Below are 20,630 nucleotides of genomic sequence, written 5' to 3' on the forward strand. Positions count from 1 at the left end.
ACGTGGCCCATGCAATGCAAAACGGCTGGCGCAGTGCCAGCCGTTTGCTAAATGTGACGCAAAATGCTTATTGCACCACTTGCGCCAGATCGCCGCTTTGGTACTTCTGCGCCATCACCGACAGGCCGATCGGCTTGATCTTGCCAGCCTGACCTTCGCAGCCGAACTGGATATAGCGCGCCTTGCAGATTTGCTTGGCGGCTTCGCGCGCCGGCTTGAGCCATTCGCGGGCGTCGAACTTGTCCGGGTTTTCGGCCAGGAACTTGCGCACCGCGCCCGTCATGGCCAGGCGGATGTCGGTGTCGATGTTGATCTTGCGCACGCCGTACTTGATGGCTTCCTGGATTTCCTCGACGGGCACGCCGTAGGTTTCCTTCATCTTGCCGCCGTACTGGTTGATGATGGCCAGCAGCTCTTGCGGCACGCTCGACGAACCGTGCATCACCAGGTGGGTGTTCGGGATGCGGGCGTGGATTTCCTTCACGCGGCTGATCGCCAGGATGTCGCCGGTCGGCTTGCGCGTGAACTTGTAGGCGCCGTGGCTTGTGCCGATGGCGATCGCCAGCGCGTCCAGTTGCGTCGCCTTGACGAACTGGGCAGCCTCTTCCGGGTCGGTCAGCAGGGACGAGTGGTCGAGCTTGCCTTCCGCGCCGTGGCCGTCTTCCTCGCCAGCCATGCCGGTTTCCAGCGAGCCCAGGCAGCCGAGTTCGCCTTCAACGGTCACGCCAACCTTGTGGGCCATCTCGACCACGCGGCGGGTGACGTCGACGTTGTAATCGAAATCGGCCGGCGTCTTGCCGTCTTCGCGCAGCGAGCCGTCCATCATGACCGAGCCGAAGCCCAGGTCGATGGCGCCCTGGCAGATGGCCGGGCTTTGGCCGTGATCCTGATGCATGACCAGCGGGATCTCCGGATAAGCCTCGACAGCGGCCTGGATCAGGTGCTTGATGAACGATTCGCCGGCGTATTTGCGGGCGCCTGCGCTGGCTTGCAGGATGACGGGTGCGCCGGCTTCCTTGGCAGCTTCCATCACGGCCTGGACTTGCTCCAGGTTGTTCACGTTGAATGCCGGTAGACCGTAGCCGTTTTCAGCGGCGTGGTCCAGCAATTGGCGCATCGAGACGAGTGGCATGGTTTTCTCCTATGGATCGATCTGTATTCAGTCTCAGGAACGCGTCTGGTCGATCTAGACGACGTAGCAAACGGCGTTCCGTCGTGGGCGTCAGTGCATGCCGACGCGAACAATCTTGAGCGTATTGGTGCCACCGGCCTGGCCCATCGGCTCGCCGACGGTCAGGACGATGAAGTCGCCGCGCTGCACGACGCCGCGCGCGACCAGCAGTTCTTCGGCCTGGTGCAGCGCTTCGTCGCGATCAGTGCTGTTGGCCAGCGGCAGCGACTGCACGTTGCGGTACAGGGCCATCTTGCGCTGCGAGGCCACGTTCGGCGTCATCGCATAAATGGGAATGTTGATGCCGTGGCGGCTCATCCAGAGCGCCGTGGCGCCCGAATCGGTGAGCGCGGCAATCGCCTTGACCTGCAGGTGGTGCGCCGTGAACAGCGCGCCCATGGCGATCGACTGGTCGATGCGGCTGAAAGTCTGGTCAAGGAAGTCTGCATCCAGATGTACGGATTGCGACTTTTCGGCTTCCACGCAGATGGCAGCCATGGCTTCGATGGTCTCGACCGGGTAGCGGCCGGCGGCCGTTTCCGCCGACAGCATCACCGCGTCGGTGCCGTCGAGCACAGCGTTGGCGACGTCCGACACCTCGGCGCGCGTCGGCACGGGGTTGACGATCATCGATTCCATCATCTGCGTGGCGGTGATGGCGAGCTTATTGTTTTCGCGAGCCAGCTTGATCATGCGCTTCTGCAGCGCCGGCACGGCCGCATTGCCGACTTCCACCGCGAGGTCGCCACGCGCGACCATGATGCCGTCTGAGGCGGCCAGGATCTCTTCGAGCACGCCTGGGCGAATGGCCTCGGCACGCTCGATCTTGGCGATCATGCGGGTCTTGTGGTTATGCGGCGCGCCGGCCACGGCGGCCAGTTGGCGCGCCATTTCCATGTCGGTCGCGTTCTTCGGGAAGCTCACCGCGACGTAATCGGCGCCCAGCGCCATCGCGGTCTTGATGTCGTCCATGTCCTTGGCTGTCAGCGCCGGCGCCGACAGCCCGCCGCCCTGGCGGTTGATGCCCTTGTTGTTGGACAGGTCGCCGCCGATCTTGACGATGGTCTCGATCTCCTCACCCACCACGCGCTCCACCTGCAGCACGATCAGGCCGTCGTTGAGCAGCAGCAGATCGCCGGGACCCACATCGCGCGGCAGTTCCTTGTAGTCCAGGCCGACGCGCTCCTGGTTGCCCAGTTCGCAGCGGGCGTCGAGCGTAAAGCGATCGCCCGGCTCGAGCGTAATCTTGCCGTTCTCGAACTTGCCGACGCGGATCTTCGGACCCTGCAGGTCGGCCATGATGGCCACCTCGCGGCCCACGGAGCGCGCCACTTCGCGCACCAGCTGCGCGCGATCGATGTGATCCTGCGCCGCCCCGTGCGAGAAGTTCAACCGCACCACGTCGACCCCCGCGGCGATCATGCGGGTCAGGACTTCCTGCGTGCTGGACGCGGGGCCGAGCGTTGCGACGATCTTGGTAGCGCGGGTCATGGGCGGCGGTGTCTCGTTGTTGTGGTGGGGATGTTCGCGGCGTTTGCGTCAGGCGACAGCGGCCGGGTTCTGCGCGCGTTGCTCCAGGATTTCGACGGCCGGCAGCGTCTTGCCTTCCAGGAATTCGAGGAACGCACCGCCGCCGGTGGAGATGTAGCCCACCTTGTCGGCAATGTTGTACTTGGCGATGGCAGCCAGCGTGTCGCCGCCGCCGGCAATCGAGAAACCCGACGAGGCAGCAATCGCCTCGGCCAGCACCTTCGTGCCATTGCCGAACTGGTCGAACTCGAATACGCCGACCGGGCCGTTCCAGACGATGGTGCCGGCAGTTTTCAGTTGCTCGGCCAGTTGCGCGGCCGTCTTCGGACCGATGTCGAGAATCATGTCGTCGTCGGCCACATCGGCGACGTCCTTGACGGTAGCGACCGCGGTGGCGCTGAATTCCTTGGCGCACACCACGTCGACAGGGATGGGCACCGACGCGCCGCGTGCCGCCAGCATCTCGATGATGGCCTTGGCATCTCCCACGAGGTCGGCTTCCGCCAGCGATTTGCCGATCTTCAGGCCGGCAGCCAGCATGAACGTGTTGGCAATACCGCCGCCCACGATCAGGTTGTCGACCTTGTCGGCCAGCGATTTCAGGATGGTCAGCTTGGTCGACACCTTCGAGCCGGCCACGATGGCCACCAGAGGACGGGCCGGCTGGCCCAGCGCCTTGCCCAGCGCATCCAGCTCGGCAGCCAGCAGCGGGCCCGCGCAAGCGACGGGAGCAAACTTGGCGATGCCGTGCGTGGTGGCTTCCGCGCGGTGGGCGGTGCCGAAGGCGTCGTTGACGTACACGTCGCAGAGCTTGGCCATCTTCTGGGCCAACTCGTCGCTGTTCTTCTTCTCGCCCTTGTTCACGCGGCAGTTTTCCAGCAGCACGACCTGGCCGGGCGCGACATCCACGCCATCCACCCAGTTCTGGACGAGCTTCACGTCACGGCCGAGCAGTTCGGACAGGCGCTTGGCAACCGGTGCCAGCGAATCTTCCGGCTTGAATTCGCCCTCGGTCGGACGGCCCAGGTGCGAGGTCACCATGACGGCGGCACCGGCGTCCAGGGCAGCCTTGACGGCCGGGACGGATGCGCGGATGCGCGTGTCTTCGGTGATGTTGCCGGCATCGTCTTGCGGCACGTTGAGGTCGGCGCGGATGAACACGCGCTTACCGGCAAGCTTTCCTTCGGAGATGAGATCGGACAGACGCAGGACGTGAGGCATGGCAGCTTCGGAAGAAATCGCGGAAAACAGCGATTTTACCCGATGCGCCTGGTCAAAACGTGCGTTTCTCGGCGGAGTCCCCCGGGCTCGACCGTCTTGCCGAGGTCGATTGGCGGGGACTACGCCGGCAGCAGCGTGCGGCGGCGCAGTTGCATCCAGCTTTCGGCCGAATACACGGCCAGACCTGCCCAGATCAGCACATAGCCGGCCACCTTGGGGCCCGCAAACGGCTCGTTGTAAAGCCAGACGCCCAGCAGCAGCTGCAGCGTCGGGCTGACGTATTGCAGCAAACCCAGTAGCGACAGCGGAATACGCCGCGCCCCGGCGCCAAACAGCAGCAGCGGCAGCGCCGTCAGCGGGCCGGCCAGCGCCAGGAGCAGCTGCGTGCCCGGCGATGCGGCCAGGAAGGCGTTCTGATGCTGCGAAGCCAGCCAGCCGAGGTAGGCCAGCGCCAGCGGAAACAGCAGCAGCGTTTCCAGCGTCAGCCCTTCCAGCGCGCCCAGCGGCGAAGTCTTGCGCAGCAGACCGTAGAACCCGAACGAAGACGCCAGCGCCAGGGCGATCCACGGCAGCGTGCCCGCCTGCCACGTCAGCCACGCCACGCCCGCGGCGGCCAGCGCCACTGAAACCCACTGCACCGGCCGCAGCCGCTCGCCCAGCACCAGCGCGGCCAGCATCACCACCACGAGCGGGTTGATGAAATAGCCCAGGCTGGCTTCCAGCACATGGTCGTGGTTGACGGCCCAGATGTAAGTCAGCCAGTTGGCGGCCAACAGGCTGGTGCTGGCTGCGTAGCGCCCCACCACGCGCGGTTGCGTCCGCAACGCCCACAGCCACGCCCAATGCCGCTTCACGAGCAGGATCACCACCATCACCGCCAATGACCAGATCACCCGGTGCGAAAGAATCTCGACCGGCGACACCGCCTTGAGCAGCTTGAAGTACAGCGGAAACAGGCCCCACATCGTGTAGGCCAGAAACGCGAAGATCACGCCGTTGCGATTGGAAGCCGACATGTTCATCCCCAGAGGCGCAGCACGGTAAAGACGCCCATGCCGACGAAGATCATGCCGAGCATGCGCCGCGTGGCGACGTAGAACGCGGTGGCGGCAATGCCGGCCATCAGGCGCGGGTTGGTCCAGCTCGCGTCGAAGTGCCCGTGATTCCAGAGCAGATCGGGCAGAACGATGGCGACGAGCGCGGCAGCCGGCGCAAAGCGCAGCGCGTGCTGCACGCGCGTGGGCAGAGTCAGGCGGTTGCCCACGATCAGGAACAGTGAGCGCGTGACGATCGTCACCACGGTCATCCCCGCAATGACGAGCCAGATTTCGACTGCGCTCATGCTTCGTCCTCTTCGACCGCGGCGCGGGCAGCGTGGCGCCGTTGCCATTGCAGGCGCGCAGCCGCTTCGTCTGCAGCCAGGCCGGCGGCCATCGCGCCGGTCACGGCAATGACGAGGCTCAATCGATACGGCAGCTTGAAGGCAACCAACGCCAGCACCGCCGCCACAGCCACCGCCATGAGCGTGGCACGGCTACGAATGGTCGACACCATGACAGGAATGAGCGCAAGCGTCCCGGCCAGCGCCAGGCCCCACGCATCAGGAAACAGGCTCGCCGCGACGATGCCCAGGATGGACGACACCTGCCAGCCCACGAAGCTCAGCAGGACCATGCCCCAGTAATAGCCCTCCTTACCCGCCTGCGGCGCGGCCGAGGGGTACTGCTGAGTGAACAGCACGAACGGCAGATCGCCGTTGAACACACCCAGAACCACGCGCCGCATGAACGGCAGATGCCCGAAATGCTGCATCAGCCCGGCGCTGAAGATGATGAAGCGCACGTTCACGATGAAGGCCGTCAGCAGCGCCGTCCAGATCGGCAACCCCGCCGCCAACAGCGGCAGCACCGCCAGCTGCGACGACCCGGCATACACGAAGATCGTCATGCCGATGGCCTGCGGGATTGTCAGCACCGATTTGCTCATCGCCACGCCGGTCACGAGCCCCCAGGCCAGCACCGGAGGCATCGACGGCATATAGGCACGCACGCCGGCAAAGAAGCCCGCGCGTTCTGCTGGATCGATCGCCTCCCAGCGGCGCTGCAATGCCGCCGCCCAGCGGACTAACGGCATGGCGCCCCCAAAAGTGGGGAATAAGACTCTTTTTGAGGCGGCGGGCAGGGGCAGCCGGCAGCGCGGGCGCGCAGGAACGTCGGGGGCGACATGGGTGGCTCGTAGGAAACACACGATTATACTTTTGATGTTAAGCATCCGCTTAACGGCAAAGCGCGCGCGTCCCACCGATCGAACGATTCATGCCGGGCGCCACGCACTGCAACAATCGGCGTTGGCGCGCCTGCGCCCACCCCTTACAATTTCGCCTTTGTCGGTTCTTGAACCTGCGGCCCATATCACGGCGTGGCTGACCTGCTCAGACCGCGCCGGCATTCCTCACTCACCATGACCACGCAAACCGCACCCACGATCGAAATCGGCGCAGACGACCTGCCGCTGCACTGCCCGACCGCCAAAACGCCAGCCTGGAACTACCACCCGCGCGTGTTCCTCGACATCGCCGACACCGGCGAAGCCAAGTGCCCGTACTGCGGCACCGTCTACAAGCTGGCCCCCGGCGTTGAACTGAAGGGCCACCATTGAGCCCGATTCACCTGGAGTACACCGGTCGCCGCACCCGCCTGGCGATTCGATGATGCGCAAGATTCTCGTCGTCGCCCCCAACTGGATCGGTGATGCGCTGATGGCGCAGCCGCTGTTCGCGCAACTCAAGGCGCGGCATCCGCGCGCGCAGATCCACGCGATCGCCCCGAAATGGGTGGCGCCCGTGCTCGCGCGCATGCCGGAAATCGCCCGCGTGCTGCCCACCGAACTCGCCCACGGCAAGCTGCAGCTCGGCAGCCGCACGATGTTCGCCCAGCAGCTCAAGGGCGAGACCTTCGATGCAGCGTACGTGCTGCCCAATTCGTTCAAGAGCGCGCTGATCCCGTGGCTGGCCGGCATTCCGCTGCGCATCGGCTACAAGGGCGAGTCGCGCCTGGGCGTGCTGAACGTGCGGTACCCGAATCCGCCCAAAGACGCGCGTCCGCCCATGGTGCAGCACTACGCGGCGCTGGCTTTCAAGCCGCACGCCAAGCTGCCCGACACGCTGCCCGATCCGAAGCTGGACGTTGATGTGCAGCGCGTGGCCACCACGTCCGCCAAGTTCGGCATTCCGGGCAACGCGCGGCTGATTGCCTTCTGCCCCGGCGCGGAATACGGCCCGGCCAAGCGCTGGCCGGCCGAGCATTTCGCAGAGCTGGCGCAGATGCTCCGCCGTTCCTTCCCGTACGCGCAGATCGTCGCGCTCGGTTCGGGCAAGGACCGCGACATGGCCAACGCCATCGTCGAGCGCGCGCCGTTCGTGCGCAACCTGTGCGGCGAGACCTCGCTCGACGAGGCGATCGAACTGCTTGCCCGCGCCGAAGCCGCCATCTGCAACGACTCCGGCCTGATGCACGTGACGGCTGCCCTGGGACGCCCGCAGGTGGCCGTATTCGGCTCCAGCGACCCCCGCCACACGCCGCCGCTGTCGCCCGCTGCGAGTATCATGTGGCTCCATCTGGAGTGCAGCCCGTGCTTTGCACGCGAATGCCCGCTGGGCCACTTGCGCTGCCTGCGCGACATCGGCCCCGAGATGGTGTTTCATGAATTGCGCCGGCTGCTGCAGCCGCAGTAACACGCTCTCCTCAACTTTCATCGCCATGCCACGATTTGCCCGCCTGTTCGAAGCCGCCGAGGACATCCTCGAAGCCTATCGCGATGCGCTCAAGCGCCGCGATGCCGATGGCGCGCTCAAGCTGTGGCTCGACGAGGATTCGGTGAGCTTCATCCTGCCCGACGGCCAGCGCCTGCACGGCCACGAGCAGCTGCGCGGCTGCCTCGATGCGCTGGTCGAGAAGAACCCGGTCTGGATCGAATGCCTCTCGCAGCAGGTGCATTCGTCCCTGGGCGTGTCGATCTTCGAAGCCACCGAAGCGCTGCGCTTCTCGGCCACCGCCACCGAGGCCGATCTGTACGTGCATACGACTTACGTGCTGATGCAGAACCACGAAGGCTGGCGCATCGCCCACGTGCATTCCAGCCAGGCCGCCGAAGAACGCGTGGCGGCGTCCATCGCCAGCGTCACGCACTCTTTGCACTAAGCTGCCGCGCTTGGCGTGGCCGCCGTCTCTTTCGATGACCCATCCGTCTCGCCACGCCACTCCCCTTGAACTGAATCTGAGCGCCCTGCTTGCTGGGCCGTTCGAGCCGCACGCGTTCCGTTCGCCGTGGTGGCTGATCGGCGGCAATGCACAGACGATCGTGCCCGCGCGCCTGTGGCGCTTTCCGCGGATTGCGTATCGGCGCGAACGCTGGAACACGCCCGACCACGACTTCATCGACCTCGACTGGACCACGCACGAAACCGACGCGCACGCGCCGCTCGTCGTCATGTTCCACGGTCTGGAGGGCGATTCACGCAGCCATTACGCGCGGCTGCTGATGGACACGCTGCGCGGCCGCCGCTGGCAGGGCGTGATTCCGCACTTTCGCGGGTGCTCGGGCGAGATGAACCTCGCGCCGCGCATGTACCACTGCGGCGATGGCGCGGAGATCGCGTGGATTCTGGAACGCCTTTATCGGACGGTTTGCCAGCCGCAGGGCCGCAAGCTGCTGGTTGTCGGCATCTCGCTGGGCGGCAATGCGTTGCTGCGCTACCTGGGCGAACACGGCAGCGATGCCCGCTACGTGACCGCGGCTGCGACGGTCTCCGCACCGCTGGACATGCGCGCCGGCGGCGCAGCGCTGTCCAAAGGCTTCAACATGGTCTACACGCGCATGTTTCTGCGCACGCTCAAAGCCAAGGCCAACGCGAAGCTCGACCAGCACCCAGGGCTGTACGACCGCGACGCCATGATGGCCACGCGCACACTGGGCCAATTCGACAACCTCGTCACCGCGCCACTGCACGGTTTTCGCGACGTGCTCGACTACTGGACGCGCGCCTCGTCGAAGCCCGTGCTGCGTGACGTGCGTGTGCCGGCGCTGGTGCTGAACGCACGCAATGATCCGTTCCTGCCCGGACAGCATCTGCCCGGCGTGGCCGACGTGTCACCGGACATCACGCTGGACCAGCCGCTGCACGGCGGCCACGTCGGCTTCCTGCTGCGCCATGGCAAGGCAGGCCGGGTCGATTGGATGCCCGCACGCGTCCTGCGCTTTTTCGATGATGTGCTGGGCCGCCAATCCGACACGGACCACGCTCATGGATGACATCGTCCGCCAGGCCATGGCCAAGTGGCCGAACGTGCCGAATTGCTTTGGTTGGCTGGCGCTGGATCGGCGCGGCCAATGGCGCATGCGCAACGAATATGCGCAGGCCAACAAACTGTCCGGCGAGCCGATTCGCCACACGGCGCTCATCGACTTCATCGTGCGCAACTACGCGCATGACGATGCCGGACGCTGGTTCTTCCAGAACGGGCCACAGCGCGTGTTTGTCGAACTCGACTACACGCCCTGGGTGGCGCGGCTGTCGGCCGGTGGCACGCCGCCAGCCTTCACGACGACCACGGGCGCTGCGTTCTCGCCGACCGGCTGCTTTGTCGACGAACAAGGCAGCGTGCTGCTCTCGGGCCGCGTGGCAGGATTCGAAGCAGAGGAAACCATCGCCCTGCTGCACGATCATGACCTGGAGCCGTTTTCTTCGTTGGCCAACTGGCACGGAGAAGCGTGCGGAGCCGCGCTGGGAACGCTGACGTTGGGAGACCGGACATTCGACATTGAGCCGATTGCGCGCACGGAAGTCGCAAAGCGCTATGGCTTTGTGGCCCAGCCAGCGGAATAGGATCGACTGGGCGCCCTACTTCGGCAGCGCCTTGTCTTCCGCCTTCTCTTCGCGGTATTGCCGCTCCATCTGGTGCAAGCGCGCATCGACTTCGGATAGCGTGTAGAAATCCGCATCGCCTGCATCGCGGGCGAGCTTCAGCTGCTCCACGGCCGACCCCCACGCCCCATCCCGCGCGTATTTCTCTGCCAGCGCGCGATGCTGCTCAACGCGCTTACCCTTGTCGGCGTAGGCCCGCGCGAGCATGTCCCACCAGATCGGCTGGGCAGTATCTTCGCGAGTCTTGTCTTTCAGATACGGAATCGCGTCATCGGCCCGGCCGGCCGACAGCAGCGTTTGCGCATAGCTGATGCCCACCGCGCGCGACAGCGGATACGCAGCCAGCGCCGCACGTGCCAACGTCAGCGCCTCCGGCGCACGGTTACGCGCGCGTGCAAGTTCGATGGCCGTGACGTCAAGCTCGACGCTGCCCGACGTAATGCCGGGAATGTTGCCGTACAGGCGCCGCGCTTCCTGCAGCGCTTGTTCAGCGTCGTCCAGCCGCCCGGCCATCTGATTAGCAACCGCCACGCCGTACCACAAGGCCGCGCGCTTCTCGACCGGCGCATCCGGCGCTGACGACAGCTGCGAGCGCATCGCATTGCGCACGTCGATATAGGCACTCGTCGACGTTTCCTGCAGCACGCGCGCACGCACTTTCGCAAAACCAAATTCCGGGCGGCGCGGTTGGCGCGGATGCGGCAGGCCACGCGCGCGGTCTTCCATGTCGGCGATGCGCTCGCCGGTCAGCGGGTGGGTGCGCGCATAACCGGGAATCACGCCGGTATCTGCAATGTTCGTGACGCGCTGCAGGCGACGGAAGAAGTCCGGCATGCCGTCCGGGTTGTAGCCCGCGCCCGTGAGCAGCGTGAAACCGACGCGGTCGGCCTCGCGCTCCGCGCCACGCGAGAACGCGAGCTGGTTCGACACCGCCGCCGCCTGCCCGCCCATCGCCAGCGCCTGCGCGGCGTCCCCGCTCTTGGTGGCCGCCAGACCCGCCAGCAGGATCGACGCCAGCGCAATCCACATCGATTCGCCGGATTTATCGATGCCGCGCGCAATATGCCGCTGCAGCACGTGACCGATTTCGTGGCCGAGCACCGATGCCAGCTCCGATTCGCTCTCGGTCGCGACCAACGTGCCCGTGTTCACGCCGATGTAGCCACCCGGCAACGCAAACGCGTTGATGCCGGGATCCCGCACCGCAAACAGCTCGAAACTCGACGCCGACGTGCTGCCGGCCACGTGCTGACGGCGCGCCGCTTCGATCAGCTTGTAGCCGATGGTGTTGAGGTAGTCGGTGATCAGCGGGTCAGGCACGAAATCCGGATCACGGCGGATCTGGCGCATCACGCGGTCACCCAGGCGCCGCTCCATCTCGGGCGACAGCGAGGCCGTCGACGGATCGCCCATATCGGGCAACTCGTACGTCGGCGCGTCAATGACGGTCGGCTCCTTCGGCAAATACGGCGACTGCCGGCCGATCTGCACGCTGCGATTCAGGTTGCTCTGCACCTGATCGGCTGCCCCGGCAGAACCCAGGCCAGGGTTGACCGAAGCTGCCGGCGCGGACGCCGCCGCCTGCGCGAGCACGGGCAACGGCAACGGCGCCAGCCACGTCGACAACAACACAGCGGCCGTCAGCTTGCGGATGCGCGGCCGAAAAGGGGAAAACGTCATACGGAAAGCACGGGGAGCGGAATCAGCGCGGCAACATCGCCGCAAGCCGGGTGCTTGCTATCATAAAACGCTTCGTACCCTGCCCCGCAAAACGCTCTGTCACTCATGTCGCAACTCACCCACTTCGATTCCGCCGGACAAGCCCATATGGTCGACGTCGGCGACAAGGCCGTCACGCACCGCGTGGCCGTGGCCACCGGCACGATCCGCATGCTGCCCGAGACGTTTGCGCTGGTGCGCGATGGCAATGCTAAAAAGGGCGATGTGCTGGGGATTGCGCGCGTTGCTGCGATTCAAGGCTCCAAGCGGACGTCGGATTTGATTCCGTTGTGCCATCCGTTGGCGTTGACGAAGGTGGCGGTGGAGTTTGCGCTGGACGAGGCGGCGTGCACTGTCCGGTGTACGGTTCGTGCGGAGACGCGGGGGCAGACCGGCGTTGAAATGGAAGCGCTGACTGCGGTGCAAGTGGGGCTGCTGACGATCTACGACATGTGTAAGGCTGTGGATCGGGGGATGGTGATTGGGGATGTGCGGCTATTGGAAAAGCATGGGGGGAAGTCGGGGGATTGGGTGGCGGAATAATCCTGTCCCGACAAAAGAAAAGAGCGTCTTTCTGACGCTCTTTTTGCTTATGACGGGTGGAAATCAGCGGCACTCAGCTGGAGCATATTTAGCATCCAGCGTGGGAGTAGTACCCAGTTTCACGCCGTCCTCCGGCATGCTTTTTCCGCTTGCTGCGCAGACCCACTGAATTGCAGCCATAGGCACACTACCAGCTTGAAGATTGGCGCTATCTGAATACGGCATCAGAACCAATTTGCTCTTGTTGACCGGCACTATTTTCGAGTCGTACGTCACAACAATTTCACCGGTGTCTTTATCGACGGCCAGCTCTGAAACGTTCTTGGTCGCCGTAAATGTCGACATTCCTTTGGACAGGTCGCTCTGGCCCGCAATAGCGTTCTCAGCAACCAGAGTCTTGGTTTGTGCGGCGATTGTTAGACCTTCGGTAACCTTCGCGCGGATGGTGTAGTCCTGATAGGCTGGTACCGCAATCGCGGCCAGAATGCCGACGATCGCCACAACGATCATTAACTCGATGAGCGTGAAACCCTGCTGGCGTAGCATACTGATCTTTAGATTCAACCGCATTTTCTCCTCCAACTGGAATATGAATCCATTATCTCAATGAAGCCGGAGAAGACTAACCAACAAGCGGCTCGATACCATGAGTCGCAACTAATTTTTACATAGACATAGGAATATTCTTACTTAAATCCTGCAATAAAAAAGCGCCCCAACGAGGCGCTTAAATCGGAAGACTGAGTTTCCTATGAATCACTCTCCTCCAACGAGTAGATTCTCGGATTTCAAGCGACGGCAAAACACTTTGAGATCGTCTGCCTTCTTTGCGCAAGCTTGCGTGAGCACAGTGGATTGCGCCGCATAGCTCGTCCAGTATTGATTGCGAAGACGCCGTACTTGAATGAGCGCTTCGTCATTCTTTCCTTGCAATGCAAGCGTCAATGCATAGCGCTGAACCGTCGCAGGGCCAGGATAGAACTGTACGGCCTGCCGCTCCAGCGCCGCCATTACGGGGGCCATTTCCCGATCGACCGAAGCGTTCATCGCCATGACCAGCGTTGCATAGGGCACCAGCAACATTTGGCCGCTGGTTTGATATCTAGCCAACTCCTTGGCTACGCCGTCTTGGGTGAAATAAAGTCGTTCGACAATGCGGTAGTCAACCCACAAGCGCGCTACCAACGTTGCACCGCAGATCACAATCACTCCGGAGAGGACCCAGGCGACGCCTCCCGAAGGAAAGCGCAGCGTCTTGGTATCCAGATACCCCAACGCAAAGGCAAACGGAAACAGAAAATAGACGTAGTGCAGCGGGTATTCCAGCAAGGAATGCACAATCATGACTGCAACCGCGGCGCACAGAAACGTGGTATCTGGAGATCGCAACCGACCACGTAGGTGGAATGCCCACCATACGAGTGGGGCAAGTGCAGCCAACAACCCGAGTAGACCAACTTTCGCCAGCAGATCGAGCACGATGTTGTGTGCGTTCAACGACATCTCGACTGGGCCGAGCGTATCGGTTTGCACGTACTGATTCCAGGCGTAGTCGCCCCAGCCGCCGCCCAGCCACGGATGTGCCAGGAAGATATGCCAGGCATGATTCCACAGCAACGGACGCAGCCCTGCGCCTTCTTGGAGACGCTCACCCATGGACCCGGGCAAATCAAAGGTCCAGATTCCGTTGGCCAATGCAATCAACCAGTTCCAGCCCTGATACGCCACCATAAGCAGCACCAGCGGGGCTGCCAGAACGAACAACCTCGTTGTCCACGGACGCCCCCTACGTTCGGCCGCGAGCGGTATGCCTGCGAGCAGCCCGACAACCGCGACGTGTATCCACGTCATTCGAGAGAACGTGAGTGCCATGCCAAGCAACAGCAGCAGCGTCACGACAAGCAAGGGCAGAAGCCATTTCCGATATCGTTGTGCGAGAAAAAGGCACGCTGCCAACCCAAACGCCAAATAGCTTCCGACGTGATTGGGCTGATTCAAATTGCCCCACATGCGCCGAGCAATGCCCGTGGGCGCCATGGAGAAAAAGGCGCTAGGCAAATTCGAGACGCGGAATAGCTGCAGCAGCTCGATGACGACGGTCAACAAGCCTCCAACAATGATGGCGACCGCGATTGCAGTCAGCACGCCCGGCATTTCCCGGCACCGCAAGCCCAATCCGCAAATGACCGCAGCAGCCAGCAAGGTGACAATCGCCCCAAAGGAGAAGAAAGGATTCAGCGGTGGCGCAATCGTCAACTGTGCGATCAACACCACGACCAACGCTAATGGCGCCAAAGCAGCGCTTGGCAAACCGGCCGCTCGACTCCACGTAATACCCAGCACCACCGCGCCAAAAGCGATCCAGCAGACCGCAGCGGCCGATTCGGAATAAAACGTCGGAATAGGATAGGTATGCGGTGCAATCAGAAAAGGAATGAGCCAGCACACCCCTAAAGCAAGCCAGACCGGCACCAACAAGGCAGGAAATCGACGCATCTGTGAATACGGCCAAGAAATGCCGAAAATAAAAAGAGCGCCCGAAGGCGCTCTTGCTATGCAAGCCAGTTTAACTTAACGGCACTCTGCCGGAGCGTACTTAGCCAGCAACGTCCCGGGCGTAATGTTGACGCCCGACGGAGCCGAGGCGCCAGCGGCGGCACAACGCCATTGAATCGGGGCAGTAGGAACGACCCCCGTTGACAGATTCGACCCGGTCGCACCACTCGTGTAGTAAGGCGTAATCGTCAGGTCACCGCTACCAGCATTCGAATTATAGGTAACAGTAATCACACCGGTACTCGAAGCGACGTTGAGGCTCTGGACATTCTTGGTCGAGCCGGGAGGGGTAAAGCCCATCGCAGCGTCAATGCCATTAGCAGCATTCTCAGCCACCAGCACCTTGGTAGCAGCAGCCAACGACAGACCTTCCGTCACACGCGAACGGATCGTGTAATCCTGGTACGCCGGAATCGCGATAGCAGCCAGAATACCCACGATCGCAACCACGATCATCAGTTCGATCAGCGTGAAACCCTTCTGGACACGCTTGTTCAGACGACGCGTCGATTTCATTGAATTTTCCCCCGGAAAAATTTGGTTAAGGATGATGCACGGCTATTAGAGCAGGGACTGTGCCACCCCGATTCTGTGAACTTGTGTGTCAAAACTGTCGCTATTCGCTCTACTGCTTGGGCATGAAGTGACAGTTTTTGACATGCCATGACGGGGATCGTCAATTTCTGTGGGGCTAACGCTAAGTCATTAGCGGCCCCGGCTTACAGGAAAATGGCCCGTAGGCTCGTCGACCCACCGCAAGGCCCGCTATCTACACTCCGCCGGAGCATATCGAGCGTCCAGAGTTGGCATCCCGATGCGGTTGACGTTCGGTGGCATTTGTTTGCCATTCGCGGAACATGCCCACATCACGATTGCTGGGGGAGCCGATCCCGCACTGAGATTCGCGTAAGTAGACGACGCCGTGCCGGAGTAGGGCGTCAGGATCAGCGTGTTGTTGCCAGCGGCGGCCACGCTCGAGGTGAACCCGATCGAAATTTCGCCAGAGTTGCCATCAATATCCAACGAGGCCACATTGCGTGTGGCGGGCAGCGAAGCGGAGCCCAAAGACAGGCTGCTTTGTGCGTTTGCAGCGTTTTCGACTACCAACGCCTTCGCCTGCACAGCGATGATTAGCCCCTCCGTCACCCGAGACCGAATCGTATAGTCCTGATACGCCGGAATCGCCAACGCCGCCAGAATCCCAACAATCGCCACCACAATCATCAGCTCGATCAGCGTAAAACCGCCCGCCCGACGCCTTGTTCCCTTGCTGTGCTTGTAGCCCATGACCTCTCCCCAAAAGGCATTTTGTTGTTGAGAGGCCACCTTGCAGGGACTATGCCAAGGCACACATTGTCTATCCGCGCCAAAACTGGCGCACTTTGGCCGGAAGTCGAGGGCAAATCTGACCGTTCTTGACAGAATTCCGGACAGAACCCGTCATCACCTACTTTCGTGGGGAATCGTTTGAACTAGGCCTGGCGCAACGTCCGCCGGCTGAGCCACCAGCCTACGCAGACCACAAGCAACGCTCCAGCACACCCAACGACCACATCCGCATACGGCACGGCGCGCTCAAACCAAGCCGCATCAATCGGATCGGTGACGAGCATGTCACCGGCCAGATAGCCAAGCAGTGCCGCCCCGAGCGTGATGATGACCGGGAAGCGCGCCATGACCCCCACCAGCAGCGTGCTGCCGAATACGATCAGCGGTACCGACAATCCAAGCCCCAACACCAGCAGCAGGAACGTCGTGCCGGGCGGTCCTTTCTCCGCCGCGGCGGCCACAGCGACCACGTTATCGAGCGACATCACAAAGTCGGCGATCAGGATGGTCTGGATGGCGGGCCACAGGCCGGCACGCTGATGGCGATCGGCGGCCTCCTCGTCGGCTTCCGTCAGCAGCTTCACGCCGATGTAGACCAGCAGCAGTGCACCAATCGTTTTCAGGTACGGCAGCGCAAGCAGCTTGACGGCCAGCACGGTCAACACCACGCGCAGCACAATGGCGCCGGCGCTGCCCCAGAAAATGGCCCGCTTCTGCTGGCGCTTCGGCAGGTTGCGCGCGGCCAGCGCGATGACCACCGCGTTGTCGCCCGACAGCACGATGTTGGTCAGGATGATGGAGCCGAGTGCGAACCAGAATGCGCTTGAGGTGAGCGCCATAGTGTTCTCGAAGATGTCCTTGCGGGTTGGCGGGGAAATCGGTTTGCAGCGTCTTGGGTGCTTATACACATGTCGTGCCTGGATCGCATGCTGCATCGCGATCAAACAAAAACGGGAGCCGAAGCCCCCGTTCTCGCACAACCTCAAACCTTGCCGATTACAGCATCGCCTTGAGCAGACGTGCCATTTCCGACGGGTTCTTGGTGGTCTTGATGCCGCACTCTTCCATGATGTCGAGCTTGGCTTGTGCGGTGTCGGCACCGCCCGAGATCAGCGCGCCGGCGTGGCCCATGCGCTTGCCCGGAGGAGCCGTCACGCCAGCGATGAAGCCAACCACCGGCTTCTTCATGTTGTCCTTGATCCAGTAAGCCGCGTTGGCTTCGTCCGGACCGCCGATCTCACCGATCATGACCACGGCGTCCGTTTCCGGATCGTCGTTGAACATCTTCATCACGTCGATGTGCTTCAGGCCGTTGATCGGGTCGCCGCCGATACCGACTGCCGACGATTGGCCCAGGCCCAGCGCGGTGAGCTGGCCCACGGCTTCGTACGTCAGCGTGCCCGAACGCGAAACCACGCCGATGCGGCCCTTGCGGTGGATATGACCCGGCATGATGCCGATCTTGATTTCGTCCGGCGTGATCAGGCCCGGGCAGTTCGGACCCAGCAGCAGCGTCTTGCTGCCGGCCTTACGCATCTTGTCCTTGACCATCATCATGTCGCGCACGGGGATGCCTTCGGTGATGCAAACCACCAGATCCAGTTCAGCTTCAACAGCTTCCCAGATGGCATCAGCGGCGCCAGCGGGCGGCACATAGATCACCGACACGGTTGCGCCGGTCTGTGCCTTCGCGTCCTTGACGGTCGCGTAGATGGGAATGCCTTCGAAGTCTTCGCCGGCCTTCTTCGGGTTCACGCCGGCGACGAAGCAGTTCTTGCCGTTGGCGTAGTCGCGGCAGCCGCGGGTGTGGAACTGGCCGGTCTTGCCGGTGATCCCCTGGGTGATGACCTTGGTGTCTTTGTTGATCAGAATCGACATGCTGTAATCCTTTTATGCAGCGAGCCGCGCCGTCGTACGGTTGCGTACTTCGAGGCGCCGCCCGCGTTCGCGTATGGTTGGGTCAGCGGGCGGCTTACTTGCCGGCGGCTGCGGCCACGACCTTCTCGGCGGCCTCTGCCATCGTGTCTGCGGCGATGATGGGCAGGCCCGACTCGGCCAGCATCTTCTTGCCGAGGTCTTCGTTGGTACCCTTCATGCGCACAACCAGCGGCACCGACAGCGACACAGCCTTCGACGCAGCGATCACGCCTTCGGCGATCACGTCGCAACGCATGATGCCGCCGAAGATGTTGACCAGAATGGCCTGCACGTTCGGGTTCTTCAGCATCAGCTTGAAGGCTTCGGTCACCTTCTCGGTGGTGGCACCGCCGCCCACGTCGAGGAAGTTGGCCGGCTCGCCGCCGAACAGCTTGATGGTGTCCATCGTGGCCATGGCCAGACCGGCGCCGTTCACCAGGCAGCCGATGTTGCCGTCGAGCGAGATGTAGGCCAGGTCGAACTTCGAGGCTTCGATTTCGTTGGCGTCTTCTTCATCCAGATCGCGGTAGGCGACGATTTCCGGGTGACGGAACAGCGCGTTCGAGTCGAAGTTGAACTTGGCGTCCAGTGCGATGACCTTGCCGTCGCCGGTCAGGATCAGCGGGTTGATTTCAGCTTGCGAAGCGTCGGTTTCCCAGAACGCCTTGTACAGGCCTTGCAGGGCTTGGCGAGCTTGTGCGATCGAAGCATCCGGCACGCCGATCTTGCGGGCGATGTCGTCAGCCTGCGCGTCTTGCAGACCGGCTTGCGGATCGATCAGCAGCGTGTGGATCTTTTCCGGGTGCGATTCGGCGACTTCTTCGATGTCCATGCCGCCTTCGCTCGATGCCATCAGCGCCACTTGCTGCGACACACGGTCCACCACCAGCGACACGTACAGTTCCTTCTTGATGTCCGCGCCTTCTTCGATCAGCAGGCGGTTGACCTTCTTGCCTTCCGGACCGGTCTGGTGCGTCACCAGCGTCATGCCCAGGATGCTGCTGGCGTATTCCTTGACCTGCTCCATGCTCTTGGCAACCTTCACGCCGCCGCCCTTGCCACGGCCACCCGCATGAATCTGTGCCTTCACGACCCACACCGGGCCGCCCAGGGTTTCAGCAGCCTTGATGGCCTCGTCGACCGAGAAGGCCGGAATGCCGCGCGGAACCGGCACATTGTATTTGCGCAGGATTTCCTTGCCTTGGTACTCATGGATATTCATGCGTGTTTCCTTTGCTAGGCAGAGTGAGTGTGATGAGTATTGAAAACGCGAACAGCGCGGTGCCCTTCAGGACGAGGGCTCGGGCGCGAGTTCGGTCGGTGGCGGTTGGATCTTGGCTTCGGGCTGGTATGCAAACCAGCGCGGGTAATGCTTGCGGACCACCTCGCCTTCAAGATGCAGGGCGTGGCAGCCGTGGAGTTGGTAAGGCGGCTTTTCGCCGGGCTCGATTGGCCGCAGGTCGGTGGAGCTGTCGCGCACCGGGAAGACGTCGCCCGCGAAAGCCTGGATGGCGGCGGTCGGCAGCACGCCACACAGCTCAGTCAGATGCGTACAACCCGCCACGCCGCCGAGTCTCTCACGCGAGGCCTTTCGAAAACCCTTCATCAGGTTCAGGCCGATGAGTTTGCGGTAGGCCGGGCCAATCGTGTCGCAATGTGTGGGGTACGGCACCCAGTCGGAACACGCTTCGGCATCCACGACGTTCATGCGGGTATCGATGGTCACGCGCAGCCACAGGTCATGCAGCGGCTGGCCTTCGGGGCGCACGCCGCCGCTGGCCAGGGGGATATCGCGAGGCTTGGTGTCCGTCAGACGCGCTTCAATGTCCCACAGGCCGTCTTCCCGCAAATAGGCCTCCACCGTGATGGCACGGCGGTGGCGCATGACGCGCGGGACGGGGGCAGACAGAGGCATGGACCAGACAGACCGATAGGACCGATGGAGGCGGCGCACGCGGATCTCGCGCGCCGCCTACGGGACGTATGCAGCAGCGCATCAGCCGCCACACACGAACATACCGCCGTGCAACCGAAATTAAGGTTAGGGGCGGTATCAAAGACCGGCATTTTAACACGTCGTCACGACCAGACTGATCACGTGCTGCAATGCGGTGTGAAAGTGGTTGCAACAACAGCGTGAGGTGCAACCCACGGGATCTGCACACAAGAGATTGTCCGGACGAATTGTTGCGAGATGGCAGCATTCAGGCCGACTCGTCGCCATCTTCCAGCAGTTCATCGGCCCCCGCGATGATGCGGGACACGACGGAACGGGAGAATCCACGCGCCATCATGTACCGCACCTGCTTGGCACGTTCGGCCAAGTCGGCCGGTGGGCGGCCGAAGCGCTTTTCCCAGAGGGCTTTGGCCCGGGCGGCTTCCGTGCTTTGCAGTTGCGCCTTGACCTCGCCCAGCGTCTCTGCGCCAAGCTGATGTGTCTTCAACTCCTGCATCAGGCGCGCTGTACCGTAGCGACCCGCGCGGCGGTGGACCATGCTTTCAGCAAAACGCGTGTTGGAAAGCCAGTTTTCGCCTTCCAGCCAATCCAGCAGCGCGTCGACCTCTTCGACGGACTCGGCGTGCGGCACCAACTTACGGCGCAATTCGATACGGCTGTGCTCGCGCCGAGACAGATAGCCCAGCGCACGAGCCTTCAGCGATAAGGGTGGGCGCGGCAGCGGCATACAGTTTCAGGCTCAAAAAGAAAACGCCCGCCGTTGG

The 20,630-nt window shown here is 62.7% G+C and carries 22 protein-coding genes; 6 read left to right on the top strand and 16 right to left on the bottom strand.

What is annotated here, in order from left to right:
* Positions 1-67: 67 nt before the first annotated feature.
* The 6 genes from fba to R2669_RS10910 form a co-directional block, all read right to left on the bottom strand.
* Complete coding sequence (fba, locus tag R2669_RS10885) at positions 68-1,132, bottom strand: class II fructose-bisphosphate aldolase (protein WP_004636117.1); 1,065 nt, start codon at positions 1,130-1,132, stop codon at positions 68-70.
* A 90-nt stretch (positions 1,133-1,222) separates the two neighbouring features.
* Complete coding sequence (gene pyk / locus R2669_RS10890; protein ID WP_316888480.1) at positions 1,223-2,662, bottom strand: pyruvate kinase; 1,440 nt, start codon at positions 2,660-2,662, stop codon at positions 1,223-1,225.
* Positions 2,663-2,710: 48 nt separating this feature from the next.
* Positions 2,711-3,922: a phosphoglycerate kinase gene (locus R2669_RS10895; protein WP_316900073.1), complete on the bottom strand. Its 1,212-nt coding sequence runs from the start codon at positions 3,920-3,922 to the stop codon at positions 2,711-2,713.
* Positions 3,923-4,041: 119 nt separating this feature from the next.
* On the bottom strand, positions 4,042-4,938 hold the full coding sequence (rarD, locus tag R2669_RS10900) for an EamA family transporter RarD (protein WP_316900075.1): 897 nt from the start codon (positions 4,936-4,938) through the stop codon (positions 4,042-4,044).
* Between the two features lie 2 nt (positions 4,939-4,940).
* Entirely contained in the window at positions 4,941-5,264 is a 324-nt protein-coding gene (locus R2669_RS10905) for an AzlD domain-containing protein (RefSeq protein WP_316888485.1), read from the bottom strand.
* Positions 5,261-6,055, bottom strand: coding sequence for an AzlC family ABC transporter permease (locus tag R2669_RS10910; protein WP_316888486.1), 795 nt, complete (start codon positions 6,053-6,055; stop codon positions 5,261-5,263). Before R2669_RS10910 ends, R2669_RS10905 begins: the two co-directional genes overlap by 4 nt.
* Positions 6,056-6,382: 327 nt before the next feature.
* Between R2669_RS10910 and R2669_RS10915 the strand changes: the two genes are divergently transcribed.
* The 5 genes from R2669_RS10915 to R2669_RS10935 are packed head-to-tail and all read left to right on the top strand — an operon-like array spanning position 6,383 to position 9,806.
* On the top strand, positions 6,383-6,580 hold the full coding sequence (locus R2669_RS10915; protein ID WP_004636130.1) for a zinc-finger domain-containing protein: 198 nt from the start codon (positions 6,383-6,385) through the stop codon (positions 6,578-6,580).
* 49 nt (positions 6,581-6,629) lie between these two features.
* On the top strand, positions 6,630-7,655 hold the full coding sequence (waaF, locus tag R2669_RS10920; protein WP_316900077.1) for a lipopolysaccharide heptosyltransferase II: 1,026 nt from the start codon (positions 6,630-6,632) through the stop codon (positions 7,653-7,655).
* 25 nt (positions 7,656-7,680) lie between these two features.
* Entirely contained in the window at positions 7,681-8,121 is a 441-nt protein-coding gene (locus R2669_RS10925) for a YybH family protein (protein WP_009239042.1), read from the top strand.
* A 34-nt stretch (positions 8,122-8,155) separates the two neighbouring features.
* The gene (locus tag R2669_RS10930) at positions 8,156-9,232 is read left to right on the top strand and encodes a YheT family hydrolase (RefSeq protein ID WP_316900079.1); all 1,077 of its coding nucleotides are present in this window, start codon (positions 8,156-8,158) and stop codon (positions 9,230-9,232) included.
* Positions 9,225-9,806, top strand: a complete 582-nt coding sequence (locus tag R2669_RS10935) for a DUF2946 family protein (protein WP_147214423.1) — start codon at positions 9,225-9,227, stop codon at positions 9,804-9,806. The genes R2669_RS10930 and R2669_RS10935 overlap by 8 nt, the downstream gene beginning before the upstream one ends.
* A gap of 15 nt (positions 9,807-9,821) precedes the next feature.
* Here the strand turns inward: R2669_RS10935 and R2669_RS10940 are convergent, their stop codons facing one another.
* Positions 9,822-11,525 carry a beta-barrel assembly-enhancing protease gene (locus R2669_RS10940; RefSeq protein WP_316900081.1) on the bottom strand — a complete coding sequence of 568 codons (1,704 nt, stop codon included), beginning with the start codon at positions 11,523-11,525 and terminating at the stop codon, positions 9,822-9,824.
* 105 nt (positions 11,526-11,630) lie between these two features.
* Here R2669_RS10940 and moaC point away from each other — a divergent pair, with 105 nt between their 5' ends.
* On the top strand, positions 11,631-12,107 hold the full coding sequence (gene moaC, locus R2669_RS10945; protein ID WP_316900083.1) for a cyclic pyranopterin monophosphate synthase MoaC: 477 nt from the start codon (positions 11,631-11,633) through the stop codon (positions 12,105-12,107).
* 63 nt (positions 12,108-12,170) lie between these two features.
* Here the strand turns inward: moaC and R2669_RS10950 are convergent, their stop codons facing one another.
* From R2669_RS10950 to recX, 9 genes are all read right to left on the bottom strand, one after another.
* Positions 12,171-12,677, bottom strand: a complete 507-nt coding sequence (locus tag R2669_RS10950) for a pilin (protein ID WP_316900085.1) — start codon at positions 12,675-12,677, stop codon at positions 12,171-12,173.
* Positions 12,678-12,863: 186 nt separating this feature from the next.
* Entirely contained in the window at positions 12,864-14,603 is a 1,740-nt protein-coding gene (locus R2669_RS10955) for a PglL family O-oligosaccharyltransferase (protein ID WP_316900088.1), read from the bottom strand.
* 75 nt (positions 14,604-14,678) lie between these two features.
* Positions 14,679-15,179: a pilin gene (locus R2669_RS10960; protein ID WP_316900089.1), complete on the bottom strand. Its 501-nt coding sequence runs from the start codon at positions 15,177-15,179 to the stop codon at positions 14,679-14,681.
* 249 nt (positions 15,180-15,428) lie between these two features.
* The gene (locus R2669_RS10965; RefSeq protein ID WP_316900091.1) at positions 15,429-15,950 is read right to left on the bottom strand and encodes a pilin; all 522 of its coding nucleotides are present in this window, start codon (positions 15,948-15,950) and stop codon (positions 15,429-15,431) included.
* A 185-nt stretch (positions 15,951-16,135) separates the two neighbouring features.
* Positions 16,136-16,831 carry a TerC family protein gene (locus R2669_RS10970; protein WP_316900093.1) on the bottom strand — a complete coding sequence of 232 codons (696 nt, stop codon included), beginning with the start codon at positions 16,829-16,831 and terminating at the stop codon, positions 16,136-16,138.
* Between the two features lie 157 nt (positions 16,832-16,988).
* The gene (sucD, locus tag R2669_RS10975; protein ID WP_009239052.1) at positions 16,989-17,870 is read right to left on the bottom strand and encodes a succinate--CoA ligase subunit alpha; all 882 of its coding nucleotides are present in this window, start codon (positions 17,868-17,870) and stop codon (positions 16,989-16,991) included.
* A 94-nt stretch (positions 17,871-17,964) separates the two neighbouring features.
* Positions 17,965-19,131 (bottom strand): ADP-forming succinate--CoA ligase subunit beta, encoded by a 1,167-nt coding sequence (sucC, locus tag R2669_RS10980; protein WP_027678134.1) that lies wholly within the window; start codon positions 19,129-19,131, stop codon positions 17,965-17,967.
* Positions 19,132-19,197: 66 nt separating this feature from the next.
* Positions 19,198-19,824 (bottom strand): DUF2889 domain-containing protein, encoded by a 627-nt coding sequence (locus R2669_RS10985; RefSeq protein WP_316900095.1) that lies wholly within the window; start codon positions 19,822-19,824, stop codon positions 19,198-19,200.
* 289 nt (positions 19,825-20,113) lie between these two features.
* Positions 20,114-20,593, bottom strand: coding sequence for a recombination regulator RecX (gene recX, locus R2669_RS10990; RefSeq protein WP_316900097.1), 480 nt, complete (start codon positions 20,591-20,593; stop codon positions 20,114-20,116).
* Between the last annotated feature and the right edge of the window lie 37 nt (positions 20,594-20,630).

It is taken from the genome of Ralstonia edaphi (assembly GCF_958350185.1).
GTDB classification, from domain to species: Bacteria; Pseudomonadota; Gammaproteobacteria; order Burkholderiales; family Burkholderiaceae; genus Ralstonia; species Ralstonia edaphi.